This window comes from Allobosea sp. FW305-C-101, assembly GCF_058783685.1.
Genome location: NZ_JBYSYT010000002.1, coordinates 473,682 through 498,024, shown reverse-complemented (window position 1 = coordinate 498,024; position 24,343 = coordinate 473,682). Strand labels below are relative to the sequence as shown.

The 24,343-nt window shown below is 65.9% G+C and carries 22 protein-coding genes; 12 read left to right on the top strand and 10 right to left on the bottom strand.

Translation table 11 applies throughout. The annotated features are described in order from the left end of the window. Position 1 precedes the first annotated feature (1 nt). From AC3WMA_RS09895 to AC3WMA_RS09880, 4 genes are all read left to right on the top strand, one after another. Entirely contained in the window at positions 2 to 970 is a 969-nt protein-coding gene (locus AC3WMA_RS09895) for a Bug family tripartite tricarboxylate transporter substrate binding protein (RefSeq protein ID WP_492285207.1), read from the top strand. Positions 971 to 1,100: 130 nt separating this feature from the next. Continuing rightward, positions 1,101 to 1,556, top strand: coding sequence for a tripartite tricarboxylate transporter TctB family protein (locus AC3WMA_RS09890; protein ID WP_492285206.1), 456 nt, complete (start codon positions 1,101 to 1,103; stop codon positions 1,554 to 1,556). Between the two features lie 3 nt (positions 1,557 to 1,559). After that, on the top strand, positions 1,560 to 3,077 hold the full coding sequence (locus tag AC3WMA_RS09885; protein ID WP_492285205.1) for a tripartite tricarboxylate transporter permease: 1,518 nt from the start codon (positions 1,560 to 1,562) through the stop codon (positions 3,075 to 3,077). Positions 3,078 to 3,177: 100 nt separating this feature from the next. Then, positions 3,178 to 3,852: an RraA family protein gene (locus AC3WMA_RS09880; RefSeq protein ID WP_492285204.1), complete on the top strand. Its 675-nt coding sequence runs from the start codon at positions 3,178 to 3,180 to the stop codon at positions 3,850 to 3,852. A gap of 134 nt (positions 3,853 to 3,986) precedes the next feature. On the opposite strand, the gene AC3WMA_RS09875 is transcribed toward AC3WMA_RS09880, so the two are convergent. Continuing rightward, complete coding sequence (locus tag AC3WMA_RS09875; protein ID WP_492285203.1) at positions 3,987 to 4,640, bottom strand: GntR family transcriptional regulator; 654 nt, start codon at positions 4,638 to 4,640, stop codon at positions 3,987 to 3,989. Between the two features lie 188 nt (positions 4,641 to 4,828). Between AC3WMA_RS09875 and AC3WMA_RS09870 the strand changes: the two genes are divergently transcribed. From AC3WMA_RS09870 to AC3WMA_RS09855, 4 genes are read left to right on the top strand one after another with little or no spacing between them, the layout of a single operon-like run. Further along, a complete protein-coding gene (locus AC3WMA_RS09870; RefSeq protein WP_492285202.1) occupies positions 4,829 to 6,283 on the top strand; it encodes an amidohydrolase family protein in 1,455 nt (484 codons plus the stop codon). A 22-nt stretch (positions 6,284 to 6,305) separates the two neighbouring features. Then, positions 6,306 to 7,769: a dihydropyrimidinase gene (hydA, locus tag AC3WMA_RS09865; RefSeq protein ID WP_492285201.1), complete on the top strand. Its 1,464-nt coding sequence runs from the start codon at positions 6,306 to 6,308 to the stop codon at positions 7,767 to 7,769. Positions 7,770 to 7,787: 18 nt separating this feature from the next. Continuing rightward, positions 7,788 to 8,450 (top strand): aspartate/glutamate racemase family protein, encoded by a 663-nt coding sequence (locus tag AC3WMA_RS09860; protein WP_492285200.1) that lies wholly within the window; start codon positions 7,788 to 7,790, stop codon positions 8,448 to 8,450. Between the two features lie 30 nt (positions 8,451 to 8,480). Next, the gene (locus tag AC3WMA_RS09855; RefSeq protein ID WP_492285199.1) at positions 8,481 to 9,410 is read left to right on the top strand and encodes a dihydrodipicolinate synthase family protein; all 930 of its coding nucleotides are present in this window, start codon (positions 8,481 to 8,483) and stop codon (positions 9,408 to 9,410) included. 36 nt (positions 9,411 to 9,446) lie between these two features. Here the strand turns inward: AC3WMA_RS09855 and AC3WMA_RS09850 are convergent, their stop codons facing one another. From AC3WMA_RS09850 to AC3WMA_RS09810, 9 genes are all read right to left on the bottom strand, one after another. After that, positions 9,447 to 10,892: an ABC transporter substrate-binding protein gene (locus AC3WMA_RS09850; protein WP_492285198.1), complete on the bottom strand. Its 1,446-nt coding sequence runs from the start codon at positions 10,890 to 10,892 to the stop codon at positions 9,447 to 9,449. Next, positions 10,889 to 11,923: an ABC transporter ATP-binding protein gene (locus AC3WMA_RS09845; RefSeq protein WP_492286082.1), complete on the bottom strand. Its 1,035-nt coding sequence runs from the start codon at positions 11,921 to 11,923 to the stop codon at positions 10,889 to 10,891. The genes AC3WMA_RS09850 and AC3WMA_RS09845 overlap by 4 nt, the downstream gene beginning before the upstream one ends. Continuing rightward, positions 11,920 to 13,038 (bottom strand): ABC transporter ATP-binding protein, encoded by a 1,119-nt coding sequence (locus AC3WMA_RS09840; protein ID WP_492285197.1) that lies wholly within the window; start codon positions 13,036 to 13,038, stop codon positions 11,920 to 11,922. Before AC3WMA_RS09840 ends, AC3WMA_RS09845 begins: the two co-directional genes overlap by 4 nt. Then, positions 12,936 to 13,829, bottom strand: coding sequence for an ABC transporter permease (locus AC3WMA_RS09835; RefSeq protein WP_492285196.1), 894 nt, complete (start codon positions 13,827 to 13,829; stop codon positions 12,936 to 12,938). The genes AC3WMA_RS09840 and AC3WMA_RS09835 overlap by 103 nt, the downstream gene beginning before the upstream one ends. A 10-nt stretch (positions 13,830 to 13,839) precedes the next feature. Beyond that, positions 13,840 to 14,805: an ABC transporter permease gene (locus tag AC3WMA_RS09830; RefSeq protein WP_492285195.1), complete on the bottom strand. Its 966-nt coding sequence runs from the start codon at positions 14,803 to 14,805 to the stop codon at positions 13,840 to 13,842. 103 nt (positions 14,806 to 14,908) lie between these two features. Continuing rightward, positions 14,909 to 16,363 (bottom strand): ABC transporter substrate-binding protein, encoded by a 1,455-nt coding sequence (locus tag AC3WMA_RS09825; RefSeq protein ID WP_492285194.1) that lies wholly within the window; start codon positions 16,361 to 16,363, stop codon positions 14,909 to 14,911. Positions 16,364 to 16,528: 165 nt separating this feature from the next. After that, complete coding sequence (locus AC3WMA_RS09820) at positions 16,529 to 16,921, bottom strand: VOC family protein (protein WP_492285193.1); 393 nt, start codon at positions 16,919 to 16,921, stop codon at positions 16,529 to 16,531. A 1,104-nt stretch (positions 16,922 to 18,025) separates the two neighbouring features. After that, positions 18,026 to 18,667: an NrsF family protein gene (locus tag AC3WMA_RS09815; RefSeq protein ID WP_492285192.1), complete on the bottom strand. Its 642-nt coding sequence runs from the start codon at positions 18,665 to 18,667 to the stop codon at positions 18,026 to 18,028. 82 nt (positions 18,668 to 18,749) lie between these two features. Then, positions 18,750 to 19,325, bottom strand: coding sequence for a sigma-70 family RNA polymerase sigma factor (locus AC3WMA_RS09810; RefSeq protein WP_492285191.1), 576 nt, complete (start codon positions 19,323 to 19,325; stop codon positions 18,750 to 18,752). 193 nt (positions 19,326 to 19,518) lie between these two features. On the opposite strand from AC3WMA_RS09810, the gene AC3WMA_RS09805 reads away from it, so the two are divergent. The 4 genes from AC3WMA_RS09805 (at position 19,519) to AC3WMA_RS09790 (ending at position 24,341) form a co-directional block, all read left to right on the top strand. Beyond that, on the top strand, positions 19,519 to 21,171 hold the full coding sequence (locus AC3WMA_RS09805) for a thiamine pyrophosphate-binding protein (protein ID WP_492285190.1): 1,653 nt from the start codon (positions 19,519 to 19,521) through the stop codon (positions 21,169 to 21,171). Beyond that, entirely contained in the window at positions 21,171 to 22,364 is a 1,194-nt protein-coding gene (locus AC3WMA_RS09800; protein ID WP_492285189.1) for an OpgC family protein, read from the top strand. Before AC3WMA_RS09805 ends, AC3WMA_RS09800 begins: the two co-directional genes overlap by 1 nt. Positions 22,365 to 22,434: 70 nt before the next feature. After that, positions 22,435 to 23,832 carry a tetratricopeptide repeat protein gene (locus AC3WMA_RS09795; protein WP_492285188.1) on the top strand — a complete coding sequence of 466 codons (1,398 nt, stop codon included), beginning with the start codon at positions 22,435 to 22,437 and terminating at the stop codon, positions 23,830 to 23,832. Between the two features lie 23 nt (positions 23,833 to 23,855). Further along, entirely contained in the window at positions 23,856 to 24,341 is a 486-nt protein-coding gene (locus tag AC3WMA_RS09790; protein WP_492285187.1) for a hypothetical protein, read from the top strand. Positions 24,342 to 24,343 lie beyond the last annotated feature (2 nt).

Below are 24,343 nucleotides of genomic sequence, written 5' to 3'. Positions count from 1 at the left end.
CATGAGGATTGTCTACAAGGCGCTCGCCGCGCTGGCCCTGTCCGCGCTCGCGACGACGGCCTCGGCCCAGCAATATCCGGAGAAGCCGATCCGTCTCGTCATTCCGTTTCCCCCGGGCGGCGGCACCGACGTCGTCGCGCGCGTCATCGCGCAGAAGCTCGGCGAGAGCACGGGCTGGACGCTGGTGGCCGACAACAAGCCGGGCAGCGGCGGCAGCGTCGGCCTGAGCCTCGCCGGCAAGGCGGCCCCGGACGGCTACACCATCGTCCTCGCGCAGAACGCCAACCTCGTCATCAACCCGATCCTCGGCAAGGCCAATTACGACCCGATCAAGGATTTCGCGCCGATCGGCCTAGTCGCCTCCGCACCGCAGGTCCTCGTCGTCGCCAAGGATTCGCCGATCAAGACCGTCGAAGACCTGCTCGCCGCGGCGAAGGCCAAGGACGGCAAGCTCACCTTCGCCTCGCCGGGCGTCGGGACCAGCTCGCATCTGGCCGGCGAGCTCATCCAGCAGATCGCGGGCGTCAAGTTCCGCCACGTTCCCTACAAGGGCGCGGCCCAGGCGCTGCCGGATCTGCTCGGCGGGCGCGTCGAGATCTACATCTCCTCTGTGCCCTCCGCGATGGTGCAGATCAAGGAAGGCGTGCTGCGCCCGATCGCGGTCTTCGCCAACAAGCGCGACGCCGACCTGCCGGATGTCCCAACCTTCGAGGAGAAGGGCCTGAAGAACTCCGAGGCCGTGACCTGGTGGGGCCTCGCGGCGCCCGCGGGCGTGCCCGCGCCGATCGTCGCCCGCATCAATACCGAGCTCGACAAGGTGCTGAAGCAGCCCGACACCCAGGCCAAGCTGCGCTCGGCCGGCGCCGAGGCGCTCGGCGGCAGCAGCGAGGAATTCGGCGGGCTGATCAAGTCCGATGTGCCGAAATGGACCGCGGTCATCAAGGCGGCCGACGTGAAGGTCTCCGACTGAGCCGATGACGCTGGGCCGGGAGACCGCGCCTGAAGGCGGCGGCCTCTCGGCCCAGCGCGTGTCCATCCTGAAAGCCTGTGTCCCGGCGGTGCCCAAGCTGCGCCGCCCGGCATCACGTCGGATATCGGCTATGAAAACCAGCATCTTCAAGAACCAGGACGCCCTCGCCGGCCTGCTGTTCATGGGGCTCGGCGCACTCGGCTTCGCGATCGCGCTCGGCTACAAGTTCGGCACCACGATCGACATGGGTCCGGGCTATTTCCCGCGCATTCTCAGCGTCGTCCTGATCGGCTTCGGCATCGTCACCTTCCTCAAAGGGCTGCGCCATTGCATGCCGGTCGAGGGCGGCTGGGCCTGGCTGCCGCTATTCCTGCTGAGCGCCGCGCTCCTGCTTTTCGGCTTCCTCCTCGAACGCCTGGGCCTCGTGCCGGCGCTCTTCGCCCTGTTCTTCGTCTCGGCCCGTGCCGGCCACGAGTTCAAGGCGCTGGAGGTGCTCGTCCTGACCGCAGTGATGTCGGTCTTCGCCGCCGCCGTCTTCGTCTGGGGCCTGAAGCTGCCCTACGCCCTCTTCGCCTGGAACTTCTGAGCCATGGAGATCATCGATCACTTCGTGCTCGGTTTCGGCGTCGCCCTGTCGCTGCAGAACCTGGCCTATTGCTTCCTCGGCGTGCTGCTCGGCACCCTGATCGGCGTGCTGCCGGGCGTCGGCCCGCTGGTGACGATCTCGATGCTGCTGCCGATCACCTTCGGGCTGCCGCCGGTCTCGGCCGTCATCATGCTCTCGGGCATCTATTACGGCGCGCAATATGGCGGCTCGACCACGGCGATCCTGGTCAACCTGCCCGGCGAGACCTCGTCGGCCGTCACCTGCCTCGACGGCTACCAGATGGCCCGCCGCGGCCGGGCCGGCGCCGCTCTCGCCATCGCCGCCCTCTCCTCCTTCGTCGCCGGCTGCATCGGCACGCTCCTGATCGTCGCGCTCGGCGTGCCGCTCGCCTCCTGGGCGCTGCGCTTCGGCGCCGAGGATTACTTCGCCCTGATGGTGCTCGGCCTCGTCGCGGCGTCCGTGCTGAGCCATGGCGACATGGTCAAGGCCCTCGCCATGGTCGTGGTCGGCCTGCTGATCGGGCTTGTCGGCACCGACGTGAACTCGGGCGTCGAGCGCTACACCTTCGGCCTGCCCGAACTCGCCGACGGCATCGGCTTCACCGTGCTCGCCGTCGGCATGTTCGCGATCTCCGAGGTTGTCATCAACCTGGAGCAGAAGGAGGCGCGCGAGGTCTTCACGAAAAACGTCGGCGGCCTGATGCCGAGCTGGAGCGACCTGAAAGCCTCCTTCCTGCCGACCTTGCGCGGCACCGCCATCGGCGCCTTCTTCGGCATCCTGCCGGGCACCGGCCCGTCGATCTCCTCCTTCTCCTCCTACATGCTGGAAAAGAAGCTGGCGAAGGACCCGTCCCGCTTCGGCCAGGGCGCGATCGAGGGCGTCGCAGCGCCGGAAGCCGCCAACAACGCAGCCGCGCAGACCGCCTTCATCCCTACGCTGACGCTGGGCATCCCCGGCAGCGCGACCATGGCGCTGATCCTCGGCGCGCTGATCATGAACGGCGTCCAGCCTGGCCCGACCGTAATGGCCCGCAATCCCGAACTGTTCTGGGGCGTCATCGCCAGCATGTTCATCGGCAACGCCTTGCTGGTCGCGCTGAACCTGCCGCTTGTCGGCCTCTGGGTGCGCCTGCTCAGCATCCCCTATCGCTGGCTGTTCCCGGCGATCGTGATGTTCTGCGCGCTCGGCAATTACAGCCTCAACAACAGCGCGATCGACGTCTATCTCTGCGCGGCGATCGGCGTGCTCGGCTATGTCTTGGCCAAGCTGAAATGCCCGCCGGCCCCGCTGGTGCTCGGCTATGTTCTCGGCCCGATGATGGAAGAGAACATCCGCCGGGCGCTGCTCCTGTCGGAAGGCGATCTCTCGATCTTCGTGAAGAGCCCGATCAGCCTGACCTTCCTCTCGCTCTCGCTGCTGCTCCTGGTCAGCATGGCCCTGCCCGCCATCCGCCGCGGCAAGGCCCGTGTCGATCAGGAGGAGGAGGCCGGCGCGACCTGAGCGCGCCGGCACGCTCCGCCCCTTCACAGACCATCATCCTCCCAGCCGCTGCACCGCCCGGTTCGCCGCGCCGGCCAGCCGTGACAACCAAGGACGTCCCATGATCGGATTTCGCATCCTCAAGCGCCGCCGCCAGGTCGATGCCGGCCTCGTCGAGCGCTTCCGCACGGTACCGGTCGCCAATGTCAGCGATTCCATGTCGCGCATGACCGCCGGCGGCGCCTCGCTACGCCCGCTGCATCGCGGCGGCGTGATGGCAGGCCCGTCGCTCACCGTGAAGACGCGGCCGGGCGATAACCTGATGATCCACAAGGCGCTCGACCTCGCCGCGCCCGGCGACATCGTCGTCGTCGATGGCGGTGGCGACCTTACCAATGCGCTGATCGGCGAATTGATGATCGCCCACGCCCGCACGCGCGGCGTCGCCGGCATCGTGCTTCACGGTGCGGTCCGCGATTCCGCCTGGATCCGCGAGAACGACCTGCCGATCTATGCCGCCGGGATCAGCCATCGCGGCCCCTACAAGGACGGCCCCGGCGAGATCAACGTCCCGATCGCGATCGAGGGCATGGTGATCGAGCCCGGCGACCTCGTCATCGGCGACGACGACGGCATTCTCTGTGTGCCCTTCGACCAGGCCGAGACGATCTATGCCGCCGCGCACAAGAAGCATGCGATGGAGGAGCGGAAGATGCAGGCGATTGAGCAAGGCAAGGACGATCGCAGCTGGATCGATGCCACGCTCGCGCGCCTGGGCTGTGCCATGGAGACGTGACCGCTGCGAAGCATTGCGTTCGGCCGATCAATCTCAGGTCCCGACTAAGCGCAGACTAGCGAGGTAGCTGTCCGTCCAGCGCAAGATGAAGGTCCGCTTCCTTGCAGTCACCCCATGTCCGCTCATGGCGCCCCTCAGAACAACCTGCGCAAGTGATTCATGACGCTAGATCGAACATTGTCGATGTGAGCTCGCATCGCATCTTGCGCACGTGTCACGTCCCGCGCGAATACAGCATCGATGATCTCCAGGTGCTCATGCACCCCTGGCTCAAAGCGCTCGGGCAACCGTCCCATGTCGAAGATTTTGGTCTTCTTGCGAAGATCGTCGATCATCTCCGCCAGGAGGCGGGACCCCGCAAGACCTGCGATGATTTGGTGAAGTCGATCATCAACGGCCACATGCTCTTCGGGCGTAGGCTCGTAACCATCCCGAAATTCAGCGATGCGGGCGGCAATCGCACGAAGTTCTGAAGATCCGCCTGTTTCGGCGGCTCGTCCGGCAGCCTCGACTTCGAGTAGTCGCCTGACATGCAGGATTTCGATGAAGTCGTCTGTGGAGAGACGGCGCACGACCGGGGTCAGCCCAGCTGTACGCAGGACCAGCCCTTCCATCATAAGTCGCATCGTAGCTTCCCGCACTGGCGTGCGGGAAACTCCAAGACGCTCGGCGAGCTTCTTCTCCTGCAGTGAGGCTCCCGCAGGCAATTCACCATTGAGGATCATGTCGCGCAGCCGCTCATAGGTGGAATGGCCGAGTGTCGAGATCGAAGCTTGGTCAGCGGTCAATGCGAGGATCCTTCATTCTTCCATTTGAGCTGCCGCATTTCCTCACCGGACGCAACGGGTGCTCCGCCCAACGTAGCAGGCAATCTCCCATCGGAACCCGGATTCGAAGGGTTCACGTCACACCATCCCATGTGTATACCATCGGTATGTCTTAGTCACGAAGCGCGCGGTGCTGCGGGTCGAGGGAGATGAGCTTGGCTGATCTGATTGTTACGGGCGGCGTCGTCATCAGTATGGATGCGTCGCGACGCATCCTCGAAGACGGAGCCGTCGCGGTAGCGGGCGACCGCATCGTCGATGTCGGTCCGAGCGAGGAGATCGCCCGCCGGCACACGGCCCCGCGCGTGATCGACGCCCGGCGAAAGGCCATCATGCCTGGCCTGATCGATGGCCATGCCCATGCCGGCCACGGATTGATCAAGACGATGGGCGGCGGCCGCAGCGACCTTTGGTACGACGCCTGTGAGCAAGCCTACACGCTTGGTTCGTCCGAAGCCTTCTGGCATGCCGAGGCACAGCTGGCCGCGATCGAGCGTCTTCGCTTCGGAGTGACGACCGGCGTCTCCCTCCTCGGTGGCGGCGACAGTATCATGCGCACCGACGACACCATTTATGCGGCAGCTCATTGCGAAGGCGTCGCCCAGGTCGGGACCCGCTCGATCGTCGCGATCGGTCCAACGCGGCCGCCGCATCCGCGGACATATGCACGTTGGGATGGCGATCAGCGCAACGACTTTCAAGTCGACTTCGATCGCCAGATGCGGACCTGCCGGGATGTGATTACGCGCTGGCACGGGGCGCTCGGCAACCGCATCCGCATCGCCATGCTGACGCCGACGCTGCGCGACGAGCATGTCGATAGCCTCGATTCCGCGACACTTGAGGAAGCGAGGCGCCAGACGCTCGCCGCCCGTGCCTTGTCCCGCGAGACCGGGACGCTGTTCACACAGGACGGCCACACGCGAAACAGCGTCGCCTACGCTCACGCGATGGGTCTGCTGGGACCCGACGCGCTGCTCTCGCACGCCACGAATCTGACCGAGCGCGACATCGCGATCTGCGCCGAAACGGACACCCGGATCGCGCATAATCCGAGCGCAGTGGCCTCTATCCTTGGCCGCTGCCCGGCGACGGAGCTGCTCGACGCAGGCGTCACGGTCTGCCTAGGCTCGGATGCAACGGCGCCCGACCGCTCGGCCGACATGTTCCGCCACATGCAGCAATGTATGCACTATCACCGCACGCATTTCCGCGACCCCGCCGTGCTTCCGCCCGGACGCGTGCTCGAGATGACGACGATCGACGGGGCCCGCGCGCTTGGGCTCGAAGCAGAGATCGGGTCGCTCGAGCCTGGCAAGAAGGCGGATATCATCCTGGTCGATCTCGCCCGGCCGCATCTGGCGCCGATGAACATGCCTGCTTTCCGCGTCACCTGCTTCGCCAACGGCAACGACATCGACACCGTGATCGTCGACGGCCGCGTCCTCATGGAGGCCCGCCGTGTGTTGAGCGTCTCGGAGGAGGCTGTGATCGAGGCAGCGCAGCGCGAATGCGAGCTGATGCTCGAGCGCACCGGCCTGAGCCACCTGCTCGCGATGCCGGAAGACTTCTTCGGTCATACTCGCGCGAGCGGCGTCCACTGACCGCCCAGTACCGGAGACAGCGATGACAGACATCCCATACCACATCGTCATTCGCAACGGCACGATCGCCACCGCGACCGACGTCTTCAAGGCCGATCTGGCGATATCCGGCGAGAAGATCGCGGCCATCGGTTCCAACCTGCCTGCCGGGCGGCGCGAGATCGATGCTGCGGGCCTGCTCGTGCTGCCCGGAGGTGTCGACGCCCACTGCCATATCGAGCAGTTGTCGGGCGGCGGCCTGATGAACGCCGACACTTTCGAGACTGCAACGCGCTCGGCCGCCTTCGGCGGTACGACCACGGTCGTCTCATTCGCGGCGCAACACCGCGGCGCCAACCTTGTGACGGTCGTCGAGGACTATGCGGCGCTGGCGCGAAGAGGGGCGATCATCGACTACGCCTTCCACCTGATGGTCGCCAACCCGGACGAGCAGACCATCACGCTCGATCTGCCGGCCCTGATCAGGGCCGGCCATCGCTCGATCAAGGTCTTCATGACCTACGACGCGGTGCAGGTGAACGACCAGCAACTGCTCGACGTGATGGCGGCCGCGCGAGCCGAAGGCGCCCTGATCTGCGTCCACGCGGAGAATCACGGCCTGCTGAAATGGATGGGCGACAGGCTCGTCGCCCGAGGCTACGTCGCGCCAAAGTTCCACGCGGTCAGCCACCCGCGTGCCGCGGAGGTCGAGGCCTTCCACCGCCTGATCGCCTTTTCCGAACTGCTTGATCAGCCGATCATGATCTTCCACGTCTCGACGGCGGAGGGCGCGGCTGTGATCCGCGAGGCGCGCGGTCGCGGCGTCAAAATCTTCGCCGAGACCTGCCCTCACTATCTGCTGATGACGGCTCAAGACCTCGATCGCCCCGGGCTCGAGGGCGCGAAATGGATTTGCTCGCCGCCGCAGCGCACGCAGGCCGATCAGGAGGCCCTCTGGCGGGCGCTGGCACTCGGCGATCTGCAGGTCCTGTCCTCCGATCATGCACCCTACCGCTTCGACGCCAGCGGCAAGCTCAGTGCCGGCGACAATCCCAGCTTCAAGCAGATCGCCAACGGCATGCCGGGCCTTGAGATGCGCCTGCCCTTGCTGTTCGACGCCATGGTCTCCCGAGGCCGGATGGGATTGTCGAAATTCGTCGAACTCACCGCGACTGCTCCCGCCCGCATCTACGACCTGCCCGGCAAGGGCTCGCTGGCGATCGGGGCGGATGCCGACATCGCCATCTGGGACCCCGAGCGCCGCGTCGAGCTCGCCGACGAGCTGCACGACAACGCCGGCTACAACCCGTTCGCCGGCCGCACCGTCACCGGCTGGCCCGGCACCGTCCTCAGGCGCGGCGAAATCATCGTTGCCGAAGGCGCTCTCAACGCCCGGCCGGGCTCTGGCCGGCTCCTCCTGCGCCAGGCTGGCGAAGCGACCAAGCCGACCAGCCGGCTCTCTCCCGAATTTGATCCCGCGCGCAATTTCGGCGCCGATCTCTACTGAGGCTGAGGAAAGCTCCGCATGAGCCGCACGATCTTCGTCATCAACCCGAACTCCTCGGAGTCGGTGACCGATGCCATCAATAGGGCTGTGGCGCCGCTACGCACTCCAGAGGGTCCGCAGATCGCCTGCCTGACATTGCCGGAGGGCCCCGCCGGCATCCAGAGCCAGCGTGACGTGGATGGGGTCATCAGCCCCCTCCTGAAGCGAGCGAGAGACCTCGAAGACGAGGCTGCGGCGTTCGTCATCGCTTGCTTCAGCGATCCTGGCTTGCACGCGCTGCGCGAGCAGAGCCGGCACCCGGTCTTCGGCATCGCGGAAGCTGGCGTCCTGACCGCGCTCACTCTCGGCCAACGCTTCGGCGTCATTGCGATCCTGCCGACCTCGATTCCCCGCCACCTGCGCTATTTCGGTGCGATGGGCGTGATGGCGCGCTTCGCGGGCGACCTGTCGATCGGCCTGGGCGTGACCGAGCTCGCCGACGAGTTGCGCACCTATGAGCGCATGGCGGCGACCGGCCGGTCCCTGCGGGACAGCCATGGCGCGGACGTCATCGTCATGGGCTGCGCGGGCATGGCGCGCTATCGCGCCCGCCTCGAGGCCGAACTCGGCATCCCGGTCGTCGAGCCGACGCAGGCCGCGACAGCGATGGCGCTCGGCCGCGTGCTCCTCGCCGATCTCTGATTTTACTCTCTGCTCGAAAGAACACGGTCCATGCCACACATCAGCGAAACTGCGTCCGGCGTGTATGTCATCGCGGTCACCCCGTTCACCGACCAGGGCGCAATTGATTCCGCCAGCCTGGATTCGATGGTCGATTTCTATCTCGACAAGGACGCGACGGGTTTGACGCTGCTCGGTATGATGGGCGAAGCACCCAAGCTCACCGCGGCCGAATCTCTGGCCATCGTGAAGCAGGTGCTGGCTCGGGTCTCGGGCCGGGTCCCTGTCGTAGTCGGCGTTTCCGCTCCGGGCTTCGCGCCTTTGAAGGAATTGAGCGACCAGGTCATGGATGCTGGCGCTTCGGGCGTCATGATCGCTCCTCCCTCCTCACTGAGAACGGACGACCAGATCTACGCCTATTTCGAGACGGCCGCCGCGATGCTCGGCGATATCCCGTTCGTCCTGCAGGACTACCCGCTGGCGACGGGCGTGCAGATCTCGGCCTCGGTGATCCTGCGCGTCGTTCGCAATCTCCCAAGCTGCGTCATGCTCAAGCACGAAGACTGGCCGGGCCTCAACAAGATCGGCGCGCTGCGCGCGGCGAGCGATCGCGGCGAGACCCGCCGCATTTCCATTCTGTGCGGCAATGGCGGCGTGTTCCTGCCCGAGGAGCTGAGCCGCGGCGCCGATGGCGCGATGACCGGCTTCGCCTATCCCGAGATGATGGTCGATGTCTGCAAAGCCCATGCGGCGGGCGCTGTCGAGCGGGCACACGATCTGTTCGATGCCTATCTGCCGTTGGCCCGCTACGAACTCCAGCCTGGGCTCGGCCTGCAGATCAGGAAGCACATCCTGGCAAAGCGCGGGGTCATCGCCTCGGCGGCGCTGCGGGCGCCGGCCGGCCGGCTCTCGACGGGTGATATCGGCGACATCGAGCGCTTGATCAAGCGTCAGGAGCGCCGCCTGGCGGCTCTGGCGTAGATCGAGGAGCTGCGCTCGCCGCTCTGGGCGCAAGACTCAGAGCGGCGGTAGCCCGCGGACGTCGAGGACGCCGTCGCTGCGCATCCGCCAGCCGGGATGGGCGCCGCGCAGGCCGATGACCCGGCGATGGTTGTAGAGATAGAGCCAAGGCGGGTCCTGCTGCAGCAGGCGGTAGCACTGGCGATAAAGTGCTTCGCGCGCCTCGGGTGAGACCGTCGCGCGCGCCTCGTCGATCAGCCGCTCGACGGCGGGGTTGGCGTAACCTTCCCACCACGCGCCGCGGACGCGCGAATCGATCTTCTCGTGCAGAACGCGGAAGACGCTCATGGGGCTCGAATCGAAGACGCAGAGGTCGTGGATCGCCTTGAGCCGGACCTGATTGGCGTAATGCACCCGGTCGGGCTCGACATGGCGTTCGAAGCCCACGTTCAGCTCCATCAACTGCGCCTCCACCGCATCGGCTAGCGCCTGCGCCTCGTCGGGCAAACGTGTCGGGCAATAGAGCTGAAGCGTGAGGCCGTTGTCGTGGCCAGCCTCGGCAAGGAGCCTTCGCGCCTCGGCCATATCGCGGGCGAAGGGCTGCGCCTTCGTATCGACGCCATAATGCACGGGGCTGACGAAGCCATGCAGGGGCTGGCCCGCGCCGCCGAGCACCTCCCGGACCAGCGCCTCCCGGTCGATAGCGAGGTTGAGCGCAAGCCGGACGCGAGGGTCACGCGCGGGTCCTTCGGCGGCGTTGAACATCATGATGAGCGCCGTCGGCGCCAGAAAGTCATGCGTGGTGAAGCCGGGCGCGGCGAGCTCCGACAGCGCCGAGCGCGGCAGGCCGTTGGCGACATCGGCGGAGCCTGTCCGCAGCGCCTCGGCGCGCGCCGGCGCTGTCTCGCCCTTGATCCACGCGAGCCGCTCGAAGCGAGGGGCTCCGTCGAAATGGTTCGGGTTGGCAACGGCTTCGATCCGCTCGCCAGGGACGTAGCGCTCAAGCCTGTAAGGACCGGTTCCGACCGCCCGCTTCGCGAGATCGTCCCCCGCCGCCTCGACGGCGGCCGGCGAGACGATGTGTCCATAGGACAGGATGTCGAACAGGTCCGCGAGCGGCTGAGCCAGCGTCAGCGCGATCTCGTGGCTTGCGATGACCTCGACCGTCATCCCCGCAAGATACTGCGCGTAGACGCCCGGCGCGCCGAGCGTCGCGCCCATGTCCGGTCGCGCCATCCTCAACAACGCGTAACGCACCGCGTTCGCGTCGCAAGGCTCGCCATCATGGAAGACGACGCCCTCGCGCAGGCGGAAGGTGAAGTGCCGCGCATCCTCCGACACCGACCACTGCGTCGCGAGTGAGGGACCGTAACCACCGCCGGGCACGCGCCGTACCAGCGTGTCGAACAACGCACCGAAAACGGTGAGGACGTCATTGGAGTCCGTGCAGGCATGGGGATCGTCGAGGGTGATCCGGGGCTGGCTGATCGTAACCGTTGTCATGGATGGGTATCCGTCGAGGTGGCGAGCGCCGTGGCGTCATGGAGATGGCAGGCGACGGACTGCCCGCCTGGTTGCGACCGCAGGACAGGGCGCTCTCGCCCACAGCGATCGAAGGCCAGCGGGCAGCGGGTGCGAAAGCAGCAGCCCGAGGGCAGGTCGAGCGCGCTCGGCACCTCACCCTTGATCTCATCGGCGGCCGCTGCGAGCGGCTCTCCGAGTACGGGGGCGGCTGCGAGCAACGCGCGCGTATAGGGATGTTTCGGGCTCTCGAAGATCGCCTCGGTCGGACCGGTCTCCACCATGAAGCCGAGATACATCACCCCGATCCGGTCGCTGATGTGACGGACCACTGAAAGATCGTGCGTGATAAAGAGATAGGAGAAGCCGAACTCGTCCTTGAGATCCATCATGAGATTGAGGATCTGAGCCTGGATCGAAACATCGAGCGCCGAGACCGGCTCATCCGCGATGATGAGCTTGGGTTCAACCGACAGCGCACGCGCGATCCCTATACGTTGGCGCTGACCACCGGAGAACTGGTGCGGATAGCGATCGGCATGTTCGGGGCCGAGGCCCACCTTAGCCAGCAGCGCAAGCGCTTTCTCTTGCACATCGTGCACCTTGCCCGGCGCGTTCTCGAGATAGGGCTCCATCACGATGTCGCGGACGCGCTGGCGCGGGTTCAGCGAAGCGTAGGGGTCCTGGAAGATCATCTGCATCTTGCTGCGGATTGGCTGCATGAGAGCAAACCCGTGGCGGGTGATGTCTTCGCCGTCGAGCAGGATGGAGCCGGCCGTCGGCTCGTGCAGCTTGATAACGGTCTTGGCGAGCGTCGACTTCCCGCAGCCGCTCTCGCCGACGATGCCGAGCACCTCACCGCGCTCGATCGACAGGCTCACCCCGTTGACGGCGTGTACAATGCGCCGAGGCGCCGTGATACGGCCGTTGCGCAGGCGCAGGCGCTCGAAGAAGCCGCCGCTCGCGTCGAAGCGCTGTTCGAGATTACTGACCTGCAGCAGCGGCGCCATCAGAGTTTCGCTTCCAGCGGGAAATGACAGGCGGCGGCTTGGCCCGGCGCGAACTCGGTCAGCACCGGCTCGACCTCGCGGCATAGAGGTTGAGCCGCCGGGCAGCGCGGGGCAAAGGCGCAGCCGGGCGGCAGCTTTCGAATGTTCGGCACCGAGCCGGGAATCTGGTGCAAACGGCGCCGCGAGCGGTCGTCATGCGGGATCGAGTCAAGCAGTCCGCGCGTGTAATGATGGGCAGGGCTGCGGATCAACCGCGCTGTCGAGCCCCGTTCGACGATGCGTCCGCAATAAAGGACAACCATTTTATCGGCCATCTGCGAAACGGCCGCCAGATCGTGGGTGATCAGGATCAGCGAGGCAGAGGTCTGCTCGACCTGCCGCTTCATCAACCGCAGCAATTGCGCCTGGATGGTCACGTCGAGCGCCGTCGTCGGCTCGTCGGCGATCAGCAGGCGGGGGCCGGCGATCATCGCGATCGCGATGACGACGCGCTGGCGCATTCCGCCCGAGAACTGGTGCGGGTAGTTGTTCAGCCGTTCCTCCGGCTGGGAAATGCCGACTTCCCGCAGCATCTCGATGCAGCGGGCTCGTCGCGCCGCCGCCGGTAGATCGGTATGCAGGCGTAGCATTTCCTCCAGCTGGTTGCCGACCGTGTAGAGCGGATTGAGCGCCGTCATCGGATCCTGGAAGATCATGCCGATGCGCTTGCCCCGAATATTGCGCATGCCGCCTTCGTCGAGCCGAACCAGATCCTGCCCTTCGAAACGGATCTCGCCGGCCTCGATGCGGCCCGGCGGGTCGATGAGCCCCATGATTGAGAAACCGATCATGGATTTGCCACCGCCGGATTCTCCGACGAGACCGAGTATCTCGCCTGTTGCCAGGTCGAAATCGACGCCGTCGACCGCTTTCACCACTCCGCCGAAGGTGTGGAAATACGTCTTCAAGCCGCGGACGGAGAGCAGCGGCACAGTCTCGGCGGTTTGGATCGCGCCGGTTTGGAGCGGGGACGGGATCATTTGAGCCGCGGGTTCAGCTCGTCGCGAAGGAAGTCGCCGAGCAGGTTGATGCCGAAGACGATCAGCATGATGAACAGCCCCGGGAACACCGAGATCCACCACAGGCCGGAAAAGAGGACATCGAAGCCGTTTTTGATGAGCAGGCCCAGCGATGGCTCAGTGATCGGCACGCCGACGCCGAGGAAGGACAGCGATGCCTCGATCAGGATGAAGGTGCCGACCTGGATGGTCGCTACCACGATCAACGGGGTCAGCACGTTGGGCAGGACATGGCGCAGGATGATCTTGCGGTTCGGAAGGCCTGACACCCGCGCGGCCTGGACATATTCCTTCTGCGTTTCCCGGAGCGTCGAGCCGCGCACGATGCGCGCATAGACGACCCAGCCCACCGAGATGAGCGCGATCAGCACCTTGTCGACGCCGGTCCCGAACGCCGACATCAGGAACAGCGCGGTCAGCACGGATGGAAAGGACAGCTGGATATCGGCGATGCGCATGATCAGGCTGTCGAGCCTGCCGCCATAGAAGCCGGCGAGAAGACCGAGCGTGGTGCCGAGCAGGCACGAACCGAGCATCGCCGCGACCCCGATGAACAGCGATATGCGGCTGCCGTAGACGATGCTGGCGAGCACGTCGCGGCCCTGTCCGTCGGTGCCCAGCAGATATTGCGACGTCCCGCCCTCCAGCCAGACCGGCGGCTTGAAGGAATCCATCAGTTCGAGCTGGGCCACGTCATAAGGGTCCTGCGCGACGAGCCACGGGCCCAGCGCGATCATAACCGCGAACATCACAACGATCGCGCTGCCGAGGATGGCGGAACTGTTATGGCGGAAGTTGTGGAAGAACTCCGAGGCTGCAAAGCGGGAGATGGACGACGAGAAGGCATTCATCGGCGGCGCTTCACTTGATCTTGATGCGCGGATCGATGAGCGCATAAAGCATGTCCACGACGAAGTTCACGACGACGAACATGAAGGCTACGAACATCAGGTATACGACGATCACCGGTCGGTCGCCGCGATAGATCGAGTCGACCAGGAGCTTGCCGATCCCGGGCCAGGCGAAGATCGTCTCGGTCAGCGTCGCGAAGGCGATGAGATCGCCCAGCATCAGCCCGAACACGGTAACGAGCGGGATCAGCGCGTTCTTGAGCCCGTGCTTGAACAATACGCCCCGCCGATCGGTGCCCTTGGCGCGGGCGAACTTGATGTAGTCCTGCTTCATCACCTCCATCATCTCTGCTCGGATGATGCGCATGAGGATGGCGAGCGTACCGACCGAGAGCGTCAGCGCCGGCAGGATGAGGTGGCGCAGGCCCTCCCAGCTCAGGAAACTGACCCGCATGCCAAGCCATTCCTGGGTCGGACCGCGCCCCGAGGAGGGAAACCACTGGAGCTTCACAGCGAAGACGAAGATCAAAACCATGCCGAGCCAGAAGCCCGGCAGCGAGATGCCGACGAGCGAGCCCGCCATCACAGCGCGACTGCCCGCACGCTGCGGGTTGGCGCCCGCGTAGACGCCGAGCGGAATTGCCAGCACGAGTGCGATCACCATGGCGAGCGCAACGATCTCAAGGGTCGCCGGCAGGCGCTCGAGGATGAGCTGCATAGCCGGCTGCCGGAACACGAACGAGCGACCGAAATCGCCTTGCGTCAGGCTCGACAGGAAGCGCCAGTACTGGACGAGATGGCTGTCGTCGAGCCCGAGTAGCCTCCGCGCCTGCTCGATCTGCTCCTCGGTCGCGTCGAGCGGGACCATCATATAGGTCGGGTCGCCCGTGAAGCTCATCATCACGAACACGAGCACGGACACGGCCCAGAGGACCACGATCATCTGGATCAGTCGCTTGAGCAAATAGCCTAGCACAAGGGCGAACCTTCAGGCGTGACGAGCCACGGGCGCGGCCGCCATACGGGGGGCGGCCGCGACAGGCCGCCGGCATGTTGTCGGGAGCGGGCGGCGGCTGATGTCAGTTGACGTCCATCTCGTAAGCCCAGATGAACTTGTCCATGCGCGGCACAACCTTGATGCCCTTCTTGGCCGCGTAGATGTCCTGCTCGTAATGCAGCGGGATCATCGGAATCTCGCGCGCCGCGACCTTGGTTGCTTCCTGCAGGAAAGCGTTACGCTGCTTGATGTCGGCGGTCGCGTCCGCCTTGTCGATCCAGCCGTCAAACTCCTCGTCGCTGAACGCACCGCGATTGGCCTGGCCGAAGCCCGGCTTCTTGCCGCGGCTGTACAGCAGCGTCGAATACATGTTTCCGGCATCGCCCGAGGGCGTGTCCCAGCCGCTCATGATGAAGCTCGACTTGTCAGATGGCACCCTGATGTAGCCGAAGAAATTCGAGCGCGGCATCAGGTTGAGGTTCAGTTTGACGTTGATGCGCGCAAGCATGCCGGCGAGCGCCTGGGCGATCGCACCGTCGTTGACGTAGCGGTTATTGGTCGTGTCGAGGGTCATCGAGAACCCCTTCTCGAACCCGGCCTCTTTCATCAGAGCCCGAGCCTTCTCCAGGTCGAACGGGTAGATCTTCCGGAAGTCGAGCCCCGGCACGTACCCCAGATGCGAGGACGGGACATATTGCTCGCTCGGCGTGGCGAAGCCGTTCATCACGACGGTTCTGATGGCTTCGATATTGATGGCACGCACAAGGGCCTCGCGCACGCGGCGGTCGCGCATTGGATTGCTTGGCAGGTCGATGGTCGGCGACTTTTCGCGCGTGTCGATCGCGATGACCATGTTGAGCAGGCTTGGCCGCGTGATCACCTCGAAAGCGGCATTCGCCTTTACGCTGGCCACATCGCGCACGGCCAGGTCCTGGATCACGTCGACGCCCCCGGTCAGCAAGGCAGCAGTACGCGTTGCCGGGTTGGTGATCGGCTTAAAGATGACCTTGTCGATCTTCGGCTTGCCGCGCCAGTAGTCGCCATGCGCCGTCAGGACGATGCGATCTTCCTTGATCCATTCGGCGAGCTTGTAGGGACCTGTGCCCATGGGCTTGAGGCCCATCTGCTCGTCGCCGGTGGCCTTAGTGTATTTCTCGCTGACGATCAGCACCTCGGCCAGGGCCATATGCAGTACGGCGTACGGCTTCGGCGTCTTGATCTCGACCGTGTGGTCGTCGATCGCGCGGGAGGAGGCGATGTTGGCGACAAGGTTCGACATCAGGGCCTTCTTCAGGCGCTCGAAAGTGAAGACGACGTCGGAGGCCTTGAGCTCGTCGCCATTGTGAAACTTCACGCCCTTGCGGAGCTTGAACACCCAGGTCGTGTCGTCCACCACCTGCCAGCTTTCGGCCAGACCCGGTTCGAAACCCAGCTCTGGTGTGCGTGCCACCAGCGGGTCATAGAAGTGGTAGAACATGATGTTGCCGGTGAGTTCGTTGGCGGCATGCGGGTCGAGGATCACCGCATCCGCTGTCAAGGCGATGGTGAGCGCTTTCTCCTGAGCCCGAGCAACGCCCGAAAGCGCCACTCCACCAAGCAGCGCCAGACCAATTGCTCCTCGGCGCGACAAATCCGTGAGGCCATTTCTGATCATCCGATCGCTCCCTGCGCCTGGTCTGGTCGTGATTGAAACATCGCGCGCTCAGGCGAGCGCGGACTGGATCTCGATCTGGTAGCCTTCGGGATCGTTGAAGACGAAAGCGCGAATCTTGAGCTCGGCGCTGCTTCGTGGCTCGCGCAATCCAGTTGGTTCGACCTCGCGGATATAGGCGTACCAGGCATCGACATCGGCGACGCGCATGCAGATCTGCACCGGCTTAATGTCGTTGGCGCGGTGGCTGCCGCGACTCTCGTCGACGAGCCCCACATAACCGTTCGATGTGACGCGATAGATCTTCGACCAGCCCTGGTCGATCTCCAGCGTCAACCCGATCACGTCCTCGTAGAAGCGCATCGCGGCTGGCAGATCACGATAATACAAAAAAGTGATGAGCTTCTCAGTCGCCGCATGGGCAGGCCGCACGGGTGAACTCATCGCATGAACCCCTCGCTTTGCTTCCTCACCGTTCATCGACGTGGCAATCCGGCCGCGCCCCAAACGCTATTGTTATTCCAACGGTATACCACGCGTATTTCATGTCAAGCGAAGCACTGAGAAATCGTCGTCAGTAGCGCCGCTGCCCCCGCACGGCAGGTTCCTCCTGTTCGCAGCCGCACATTGGTTTGAGAGGCTGCGTTGGGTCATGTATGAGCGGCAGGCCGAAGCCTCGGGGAGACACGATGGCTGCCTTGTTTCGCAACGAGATGCACCACGATTTCGTTTGGACTCATGGCTACATCTCTTATGGTGGAGCGGATTCGGCGAGATCCGCGCGGTGGCCGAAGCTCTTGCCGAGGGCGGGGACGATGTGTTCCATACTGCCTGGGTCGTGGCCGGCGATCACATGGCGACGGCGGCCGACGTCCTGCTCGCAAAGGGGCATCTGACCAGCGCGCGCGTCTGCTTCCGGGCAGCAGTCCAAGGGCTGCTAATGGCGCAGGGCAGCCGTGACGGGCGCCGCTTGCTCGTTTGCGGAGGGCCCTCCGCGGTTGTGCTACATGTCGTGCAACAGTTCGGTTATCGGACTAGTTCTAATTATCTGAAAAATATAGGTAAATGGTCCATATTAAATCCCTCCCTGTCCGCCACTTCCTGACGCCACGAGATCGATTCTCCCAGACAGGTCATCCCTCGAAGGATTCGAAGACCGGTTCGACCGGCTCCCGCTGTCAGAGCGCTGAATGGCGAAAGGCGGCCTCAAGGGCCTGGAGAGCCTCCGCTGTAAGGTAGCTGTCGTCGATCTCGGGCTGCGATCGTTCCGTACGCTGCACTCGCCGTCTGCTCGACGGCAGCGATCCGAACAATTTGAACCAATCTGCGGACCCAAGATTCACAGATTCGCGGAAAATTGCCTCGTCATCAGAGGAGGCGGTTCTCATGTTTCTGTCAGTGGTCGGATTGTTTGCCTTCGCGGCTCTGGGCTACGCGCTCTTCACAGCCAGCCTTGCGGAGGAAGCCCCCGCATCGAAGCAGCTCATCAACTGATAGAGAACAGGCTGGCCTTGCCGAAGCGCGGGACCGGTATGGACGTGGGCTGAATCACCAGCGCAGGAATCGCGGAAAGACCAGGGCGCCGAAGGCGGTGACCGTGGCGATCGCGAGCGTGTACCAGGTCGCCAGGAAGGGCGCGGCATCGTCGGGGCAGTGCAGCGCATAGGCGACCGTCGCCAGCCCCGCCGAAGCGAGGCCGGCGCAGGCGCCGGTCAATGGCCCATCGACCGCAGCTCCCCGGCGCGCGAGCAGCAGCAGCCCGATGAGCGGGCATAGCGCATAAAGCGGCACGGCGATGACGCAGGCCTGCCAGTAGCGGCCGAAGATCAGCGTGTGCCATTCCCCGGAAGGAGCCTGGATCAGCGCCAGCGCGGCCCAGCCCGCGACCAGCACAAGCGGCACCAGCACCCAGGGCAAGCGCCGGGCGGGTTTCCGGCCCGGCCGCAGGCTCTGCTGGAACAGCGGCAGCGCGATGCCGGCGACACCGGCGCCGAGCAGGACCTTGGCAAGGACCGGTATGGTCAGCCAGGCGCTGCCGATATCGTGCCGGGGCCCGAGCGTGAGCAGTACGAGCCCGGCCGTCGCCGCGAGCGCGCAGAGGGCGCAGAGCCAGGTGGCGCGGCGCAGCCGGCCGGTATCCACCGGCTGGTGGCTCGCGGTCATCAGGGAGATCAGGTCGTCGGTCTGCATTGGAAATCTTTGCTGGCCGTGTCTGAACGGGAATTCGTGGCGTGGCCGCGAAAGGTTACGGGTCAACTGAAGCGAGACGGGATCATGGCGGCCTTCCCCCGCGCCGGGAGAGGAATTTCGCCATGGCCTGCAGGCCGCGATGGATCGCGACCTTGGCGGCGGTCTCGGTCATGCCGGCATCGTTCGCGGCTTCGGCGATGCTGGCGCCTTGCAGGCTGACCCGGTCGATCAGGCCGCGCGTGCGCTCGGGCAGGCTCGCCATCGCCCGACCGAGATCGAGCCGGGCCTCGGTCGCCGCCGCGGCCGGAGGCTCCGCGAGGTCGAAAGCCTCGTCGTCGAGCGGCAGGCCGCCGGCATGGCGCCCGGTGCGGCGCAGATGGTCGACCAGCTTGTAGCGCGCGATCGCATGAGCCCAGGCGGTGACCGGGCTTGCGGGATCATAGGTGTGCCGGGAGAGATGCAGGGCAAGCAGCACCTCCTGCAGCACGTCCTCGGCCTCGCTCGGCTCGTGGCGCCCGGAGCGGGCCAGCATCTGCCGGAGATAGCCGCGCAGCCGCCCGCCGATTGCGTCGAGGAAGCGCCGATAGGCTGCGGAATCGCCGTCGAGCGCGGCGAGGAAAACGGGCCTGAGCTGTGTTTCGAGGTCTTCGAGCGACAAGGCCTGAGCGCATCCCGGATCGGTCTGGGTCGCCTTATCCCCTCGCATAGCGGCTTTCGCCTCACAAGCGCGGGGCCGCGTGAAGGGGCTTCCGGCCGGCATCGCGCTCACGTCTCCGTGAGCCTGTAACCGACGGCATCTCCGCTGCGATCTCTCCGGCAAACCCGCCCGCGCGGATTGCCGGAGAGATCTGATGCGCCACGAGACGATATCCGATTCCGTTCCCTTGAACGCGGCGCCAGCGCAGCGTCTCACCGGCGCGGACATCATCGCCGAGGGCCTGATGGCGGCGGGCGCGACCCATGCCTTCGGCATTCCCGGCGGCGAGGTGCTCGCACTGGTCGATGCGCTGGAGCGGGCGGGCATCCGCTTCCTGCTCGCCAAGCACGAGAACGCCGCTGGCTTCATGGCCGAAGGGCTGTGGCACATGACCGGCGCCCAGCCCGTGCTGGTGGCGACGCTTGGCCCCGGCGTCGCCAATGCGGTCACTGCCGTCGCCCATGCCAGCCAGGACCGCGTGCCGCTGCTGTTCATCACCGGCTGTGTCGATCAGGCCCTGGCCGAGAGCTACACCCATCAGGTCTTCGATCACCAGGCCGTGCTGCGGCCATTGGTGAAGGCGAGCTTCCGGGCGTCGCCCGGTACGGAAGCGCTCGTCATCGCCAAGGCGGTCGCGCTCGCCCGGCGCGGCCGGCCCGGGCCGGTCCATATCGACCTGTCGATCTCGGTGGCCGAGGCGCAGGCAGAATGGCAGGCATCCAGCCAGCCTCTGCTTTCCGCGTCGGCCGTGCCGGCTGATCTGGACCCCGCTGCCGAACTACTTGCAGCAGCGCGCCGGCCGCTCGTCATCGCCGGGCTCGACCTCGTGAATCAGGAAGGTAGCGCCGCCCTGGAGCGCTTCATCCTTCGCACTGGCGCGCCGCTCCTGACCACCTACAAAGCCAAGGGGCTGTTGCCGGAAGCCGATCCGCGCGTCATCGGCGGCATCGGCCTCTCGCCGAAGGCCGATGCGATCGTGAAGCCCTTGATCGAAGCGGCCGACCTGATCGTGCTCGCCGGTTACGACCCGATCGAGATGCGCCAGGGCTGGCGCCATCCCTGGCCGCAGGACAAGCCGGTCATCGACATCGTCGCCGAGGCGATGCCCCATGGCATGCATGCCGCGACGCTTCTGCTTGAAGGCGATGTCGGTGAAATCCTGACGCGGCTCGCCGACGCCCTGCCGGATCGGTCCTCCGTCTGGCCGGGTGGCGAGCCCGCGGTGATCCGGGCGGGCCTCCGCGAGGCTTTCGCCGCGCCGGCCGCCTGGGGGCCGCATGCCGTGTTCGAGACCCTGCGCGCGGTGGCGCCGGCCAGCACGGTCGCGACAGCGGATTCCGGCGCGCATCGCATCCTGCTCAGCCAGATGTGGAATTGCGACGGGCCGCGGCGGCTTCTGCAATCGACCGGGCTCTGCACCATGGGCTGCGCGCTGCCGCTGGCGACCGGCGCTGCGCTCGGCTCGGGCCGGCCGGTGCTCTGCTTCGTTGGCGATGCCGGGCTGGAGATGGTGCTGGGCGAACTGGCGCCTCTGCGCGATCTCCGGCTGCCCGTCATCATCGTCACCCTCGTCGACGAGAGCCTTGGGCTGATCGCGCTGAAGCAGCGGCAGATGGGGCTGGCGCGGGCCGGCGTCGATTTCGGCGGCACCGATTTCGCGGCGGTCGCGCGCGCCATGGGCGGCCATGGCGTGACGGTTCAGGATCGCGAGACGCTTGCGCGCGAAGCCGAGGCCGCCTTTCGGCGCGACGGCTTCACCTTGCTGGCCTGCCGCATCGATGCCGCAAGCTACGAGGGGGCGTTCTGATGGCCGCGCTTGCCTCCGCTCCGGCAAGGCGCCCGCGCGACGAGCGGCTCGACCTCTTCCGAGGTCTGACCATGCTGATCATCTTCGTCGCGCATTTGCCGGAGAACAGCTGGAATGCTTGGATTCCCGCGCGTTTCGGCTTCTCGTCCGGTGCCGAACTCTTCGTCTTCTGCTCCGGCATCGCCAGCGCGCTCGCCTTCGGCGGTGTCTTCGTCCGGCGCGGGCTCGCCATGGGCACGGCGCGCATCGCCTACCGGATCTGGCAGGTCTATTGGGCGCAGGTCGGCCTCGTCCTCGGCCTGATCGCGCTTGCGGCTGCGCTCGATCGCATCTTCGGCCTGGCAGAGATCGCGCGTCAGTTCGCGCCCCTGCTGTCCGATCCGGAGCAGGCGCTGCTCGGCCTGGTCACGCTGACCTGGCAGCCGGACTATCTCGACATCCTGCCGATATATCTCGTCATCCTGGCGCTGGTGCCCGTGATGATGCTGGCGCGGCGCGTCCATGCCGCCTTGCCTTTCCTGATCGCGGTGGCGCTTTACGCGATGGTCTGGGCCACCGGCTTCAATCTCTCCGGCAATCCCTGGAACGGGGCCGGCTGGTTCCTCAACCCGTTTGCCTGGCAATTGATCTTCTTCATCGGCTTCTTCATCGGCATGGGATGGCTGACGGTGCCCCGGCTCGGCGATCCCCGGCTGATGCTCGTTACCGGGGTCTTCCTGCTGCTGTCGGTGCCGCTGTCCTTCTGGGGCATCCTTGAGTCGTGGCCTTTCGCGCAGACGGTGCGCGACCTGCTGATCCCGGCCAGCGAGAAGACCGACCTGCACATCCTGCGCGTGCTGCATTTCCTCGCGCTCGCCTATCTCGTGCTCAGCCTGATCGAGCCATGGCGGGACCGGCTCGACCGCGGCGCGGGCCATCTCCTCATCCTGATCGGACGGCAGTCGCTCGCCTGTTTCCTGGCGAGCGTCGTGCTCGCGCGTTTGCTCGGCACGATCGCCGACATGGCCGGGCGTGACGAGCTTCTGGTCGGCCTGCTCAATCTCGTTGGTTTCGCGCTGATCCTCGCCACCGCGCTCGTGGCCGGCTGGTTCAAGAGCGCGCCCTGGGCCGGCAACGCGCAGAAGCCCGCTCCGGAGCGTCAGGGCACATCCGCTGGCCCGGCGCGGCCTACACGGGTCCGTGAAGCGAGTTGAACGCCGGTTGATCGCGCCGTTGCGAACTCCCTCACAAGCGCCCTTTCGCGGCGCGGCAATGGAGCAGCCCATGTCTTGTGCCACGCATCACGATCTCTCCGGCGATCGCATCACCGTCGCGAACGATGCGACCCGGCTTGCCTGGAACGATACGCTGGAGGCGCTGATGGCCCATGCCGCCGCGACGCCCGAGTATCTCGCCCGGGCGCTCGCTGCCGACCCGGATTTCGCGCTCGCTCATGCCGCCAAGGGGTTGATGTTGCTCTCACTGGCGCGGGCCGAGCTCGTCGCCCCGGCGCGCGATTGCCTCAGTAAGGCGCGGGCCGCCGCTGCCCGGCGGCCGGTGACGCGGCGCGAGGCGATGGTGATCGAGGCGCTGGCGCTGTGGCTCGATGACGCCCCGCGCCGGGCGGCCGAGCGGCTGGAGGCGATCCTGCTCGCCCATCCCTTCGACGTGCTGGCGCTCAAGCTCTCGCATGGCCTGCGGTTCATGCTCGGCGACCAAGCGCAGATGCTTGCGACCCTGAACCGCTTCGCGCCGGGCTTCGGCGAGAGCCACCCGCTCGCCGGTTTCGTCCATGGCTGCCATGCCTTCGCCCTGGAGGAGCGCGGGTTCTATGCGCAGGCCGAGCATGCTGGCCGCCGGGCCGTGGCCCTCAGCCCGCGCGACGCCTGGGGTCGCCATGCCGTCGCCCATGTGCTGGAGATGACCGGACGGGTCGACGAGGGCATCGCCTGGCTCGGCGACGGGCGTGAGATCGCCCATGCCAACAACCTGCGCTTCCACATCTTCTGGCATCTCGCGCTGTTCCGGCTGGAGCGCGGCGAGACCGGCGAGGTGCTGCGGCTCTATGACGAGGAAATCCGGGCCGATGCGACAGACGATTACCGCGACATCGCCAATGGCGCCTCGCTGCTCGCCCGGCTCGGCTATGCCGGCGTCGATGTCGGCGATCGCTGGGAAGAGCTCGCCGCCAAGGCCGAGGGCCGCATCCACGACGGGCGCCTCGTCTTCGCCGACCTGCATTATGCCCTGTCGCTGCTCGGCGCCGGTCAGACCGATGGGGCAGAGGCCATCGCGCGCAGCCTGATCGAGGATGCCGAGCTGCATTCCAGCAGCGAAAGGCGGGACGCTGCCCGCAACGGGGCGCTTGCGGCCTTCGGGCTGATCGCTTTCCACGAAGGCGATCATGACGAAGCGGCCCGCCTGCTCGGCGCGGCTCGCAGCGGCCTGCTCGCGATCGGCGGCAGCCATGCCCAGCGCGACCTGTTCGAGCAGGCCTATGCCGAAAGCCTGATCCGTTCGGGCCAGCATGACCGGGCCGCTCGGATCCTCGGCGAACGGCTGACACGCCGCGGCGGCGCAAACCTCTTCGCCGCTCGTCGGCTGGCGCAATTGCGCCATCGCGGCGCCGGGCGCCTCGCCGCGCTCGCTATCGCTTCAACCCCACTCGCCATTGCTCACTGACCGCTGGAAGGACCGAACACGCCATGACCACCGCGACCATGACCGGCGGCTTCGCGCTGCCCTCCACCCGCACCGTGATCAACCTTGCCCTTGGTGGTTTCGCGGGCCTCGGCTTCTGGGAATTGTTCTCGGCCGTGCCGACCGCCTGGTTCGCCGAGTATCCGCTGGAGCCGCCGGAGCTGGTGAAATCGCTCTTCTTCCATCAGCTCGGCCTGATGATCTCGACGCCAGTCGCCAAGCTGCTGCATTTCGTCACCGGCTTCCTGTTCTACCCCCTCGGCTACTGGGTCCTGACGCGCTGGGTGAAGAGCTTCGGCATGCCGGCCGATGGCTGGATCTGGGGCGTGATCACCTACTTCATCGCGCTCGCCTTCTTCGCGCCGCTGGCTGGGCAGCAGTTCCTGCTGAACGACGTGCCGCGCCTGTCCTTCATGAGCCTCATCGGCCACGCGATCTACGGCTACCTCGCAGCCTATGTCTTCGAGGCGCTGGAAGCGCGGCGGGTCTGAGG

Excerpts from the sequence above, each read along its gene's own strand:
- AC3WMA_RS09800 (WP_492285189.1), top strand. The coding sequence starts at position 21,171 with ATGGCCGCGCTTGCCTCCGCTCCGGCAAGGCGCCCGCGCGACGAGCGG.
- AC3WMA_RS09860 (WP_492285200.1), top strand. The coding sequence starts at position 7,788 with ATGAGCCGCACGATCTTCGTCATCAACCCGAACTCCTCGGAGTCGGTG.
- AC3WMA_RS09795 (WP_492285188.1), top strand. The coding sequence starts at position 22,435 with ATGTCTTGTGCCACGCATCACGATCTCTCCGGCGATCGCATCACCGTC.
- AC3WMA_RS09855 (WP_492285199.1), top strand. The coding sequence starts at position 8,481 with ATGCCACACATCAGCGAAACTGCGTCCGGCGTGTATGTCATCGCGGTC.
- AC3WMA_RS09895 (WP_492285207.1), top strand. The coding sequence starts at position 2 with ATGAGGATTGTCTACAAGGCGCTCGCCGCGCTGGCCCTGTCCGCGCTC.
- AC3WMA_RS09870 (WP_492285202.1), top strand. The coding sequence starts at position 4,829 with ATGAGCTTGGCTGATCTGATTGTTACGGGCGGCGTCGTCATCAGTATG.
- AC3WMA_RS09850 (WP_492285198.1), bottom strand. The coding sequence starts at position 10,892 with ATGACAACGGTTACGATCAGCCAGCCCCGGATCACCCTCGACGATCCC.
- AC3WMA_RS09815 (WP_492285192.1), bottom strand. The coding sequence starts at position 18,667 with ATGCAGACCGACGACCTGATCTCCCTGATGACCGCGAGCCACCAGCCG.
- AC3WMA_RS09880 (WP_492285204.1), top strand. The coding sequence starts at position 3,178 with ATGATCGGATTTCGCATCCTCAAGCGCCGCCGCCAGGTCGATGCCGGC.
- hydA (WP_492285201.1), top strand. The coding sequence starts at position 6,306 with ATGACAGACATCCCATACCACATCGTCATTCGCAACGGCACGATCGCC.
- AC3WMA_RS09885 (WP_492285205.1), top strand. The coding sequence starts at position 1,560 with ATGGAGATCATCGATCACTTCGTGCTCGGTTTCGGCGTCGCCCTGTCG.
- AC3WMA_RS09835 (WP_492285196.1), bottom strand. The coding sequence starts at position 13,829 with ATGAATGCCTTCTCGTCGTCCATCTCCCGCTTTGCAGCCTCGGAGTTC.
- AC3WMA_RS09890 (WP_492285206.1), top strand. The coding sequence starts at position 1,101 with ATGAAAACCAGCATCTTCAAGAACCAGGACGCCCTCGCCGGCCTGCTG.
- AC3WMA_RS09820 (WP_492285193.1), bottom strand. The coding sequence starts at position 16,921 with ATGAGTTCACCCGTGCGGCCTGCCCATGCGGCGACTGAGAAGCTCATC.
- AC3WMA_RS09790 (WP_492285187.1), top strand. The coding sequence starts at position 23,856 with ATGACCACCGCGACCATGACCGGCGGCTTCGCGCTGCCCTCCACCCGC.
- AC3WMA_RS09805 (WP_492285190.1), top strand. The coding sequence starts at position 19,519 with ATGCGCCACGAGACGATATCCGATTCCGTTCCCTTGAACGCGGCGCCA.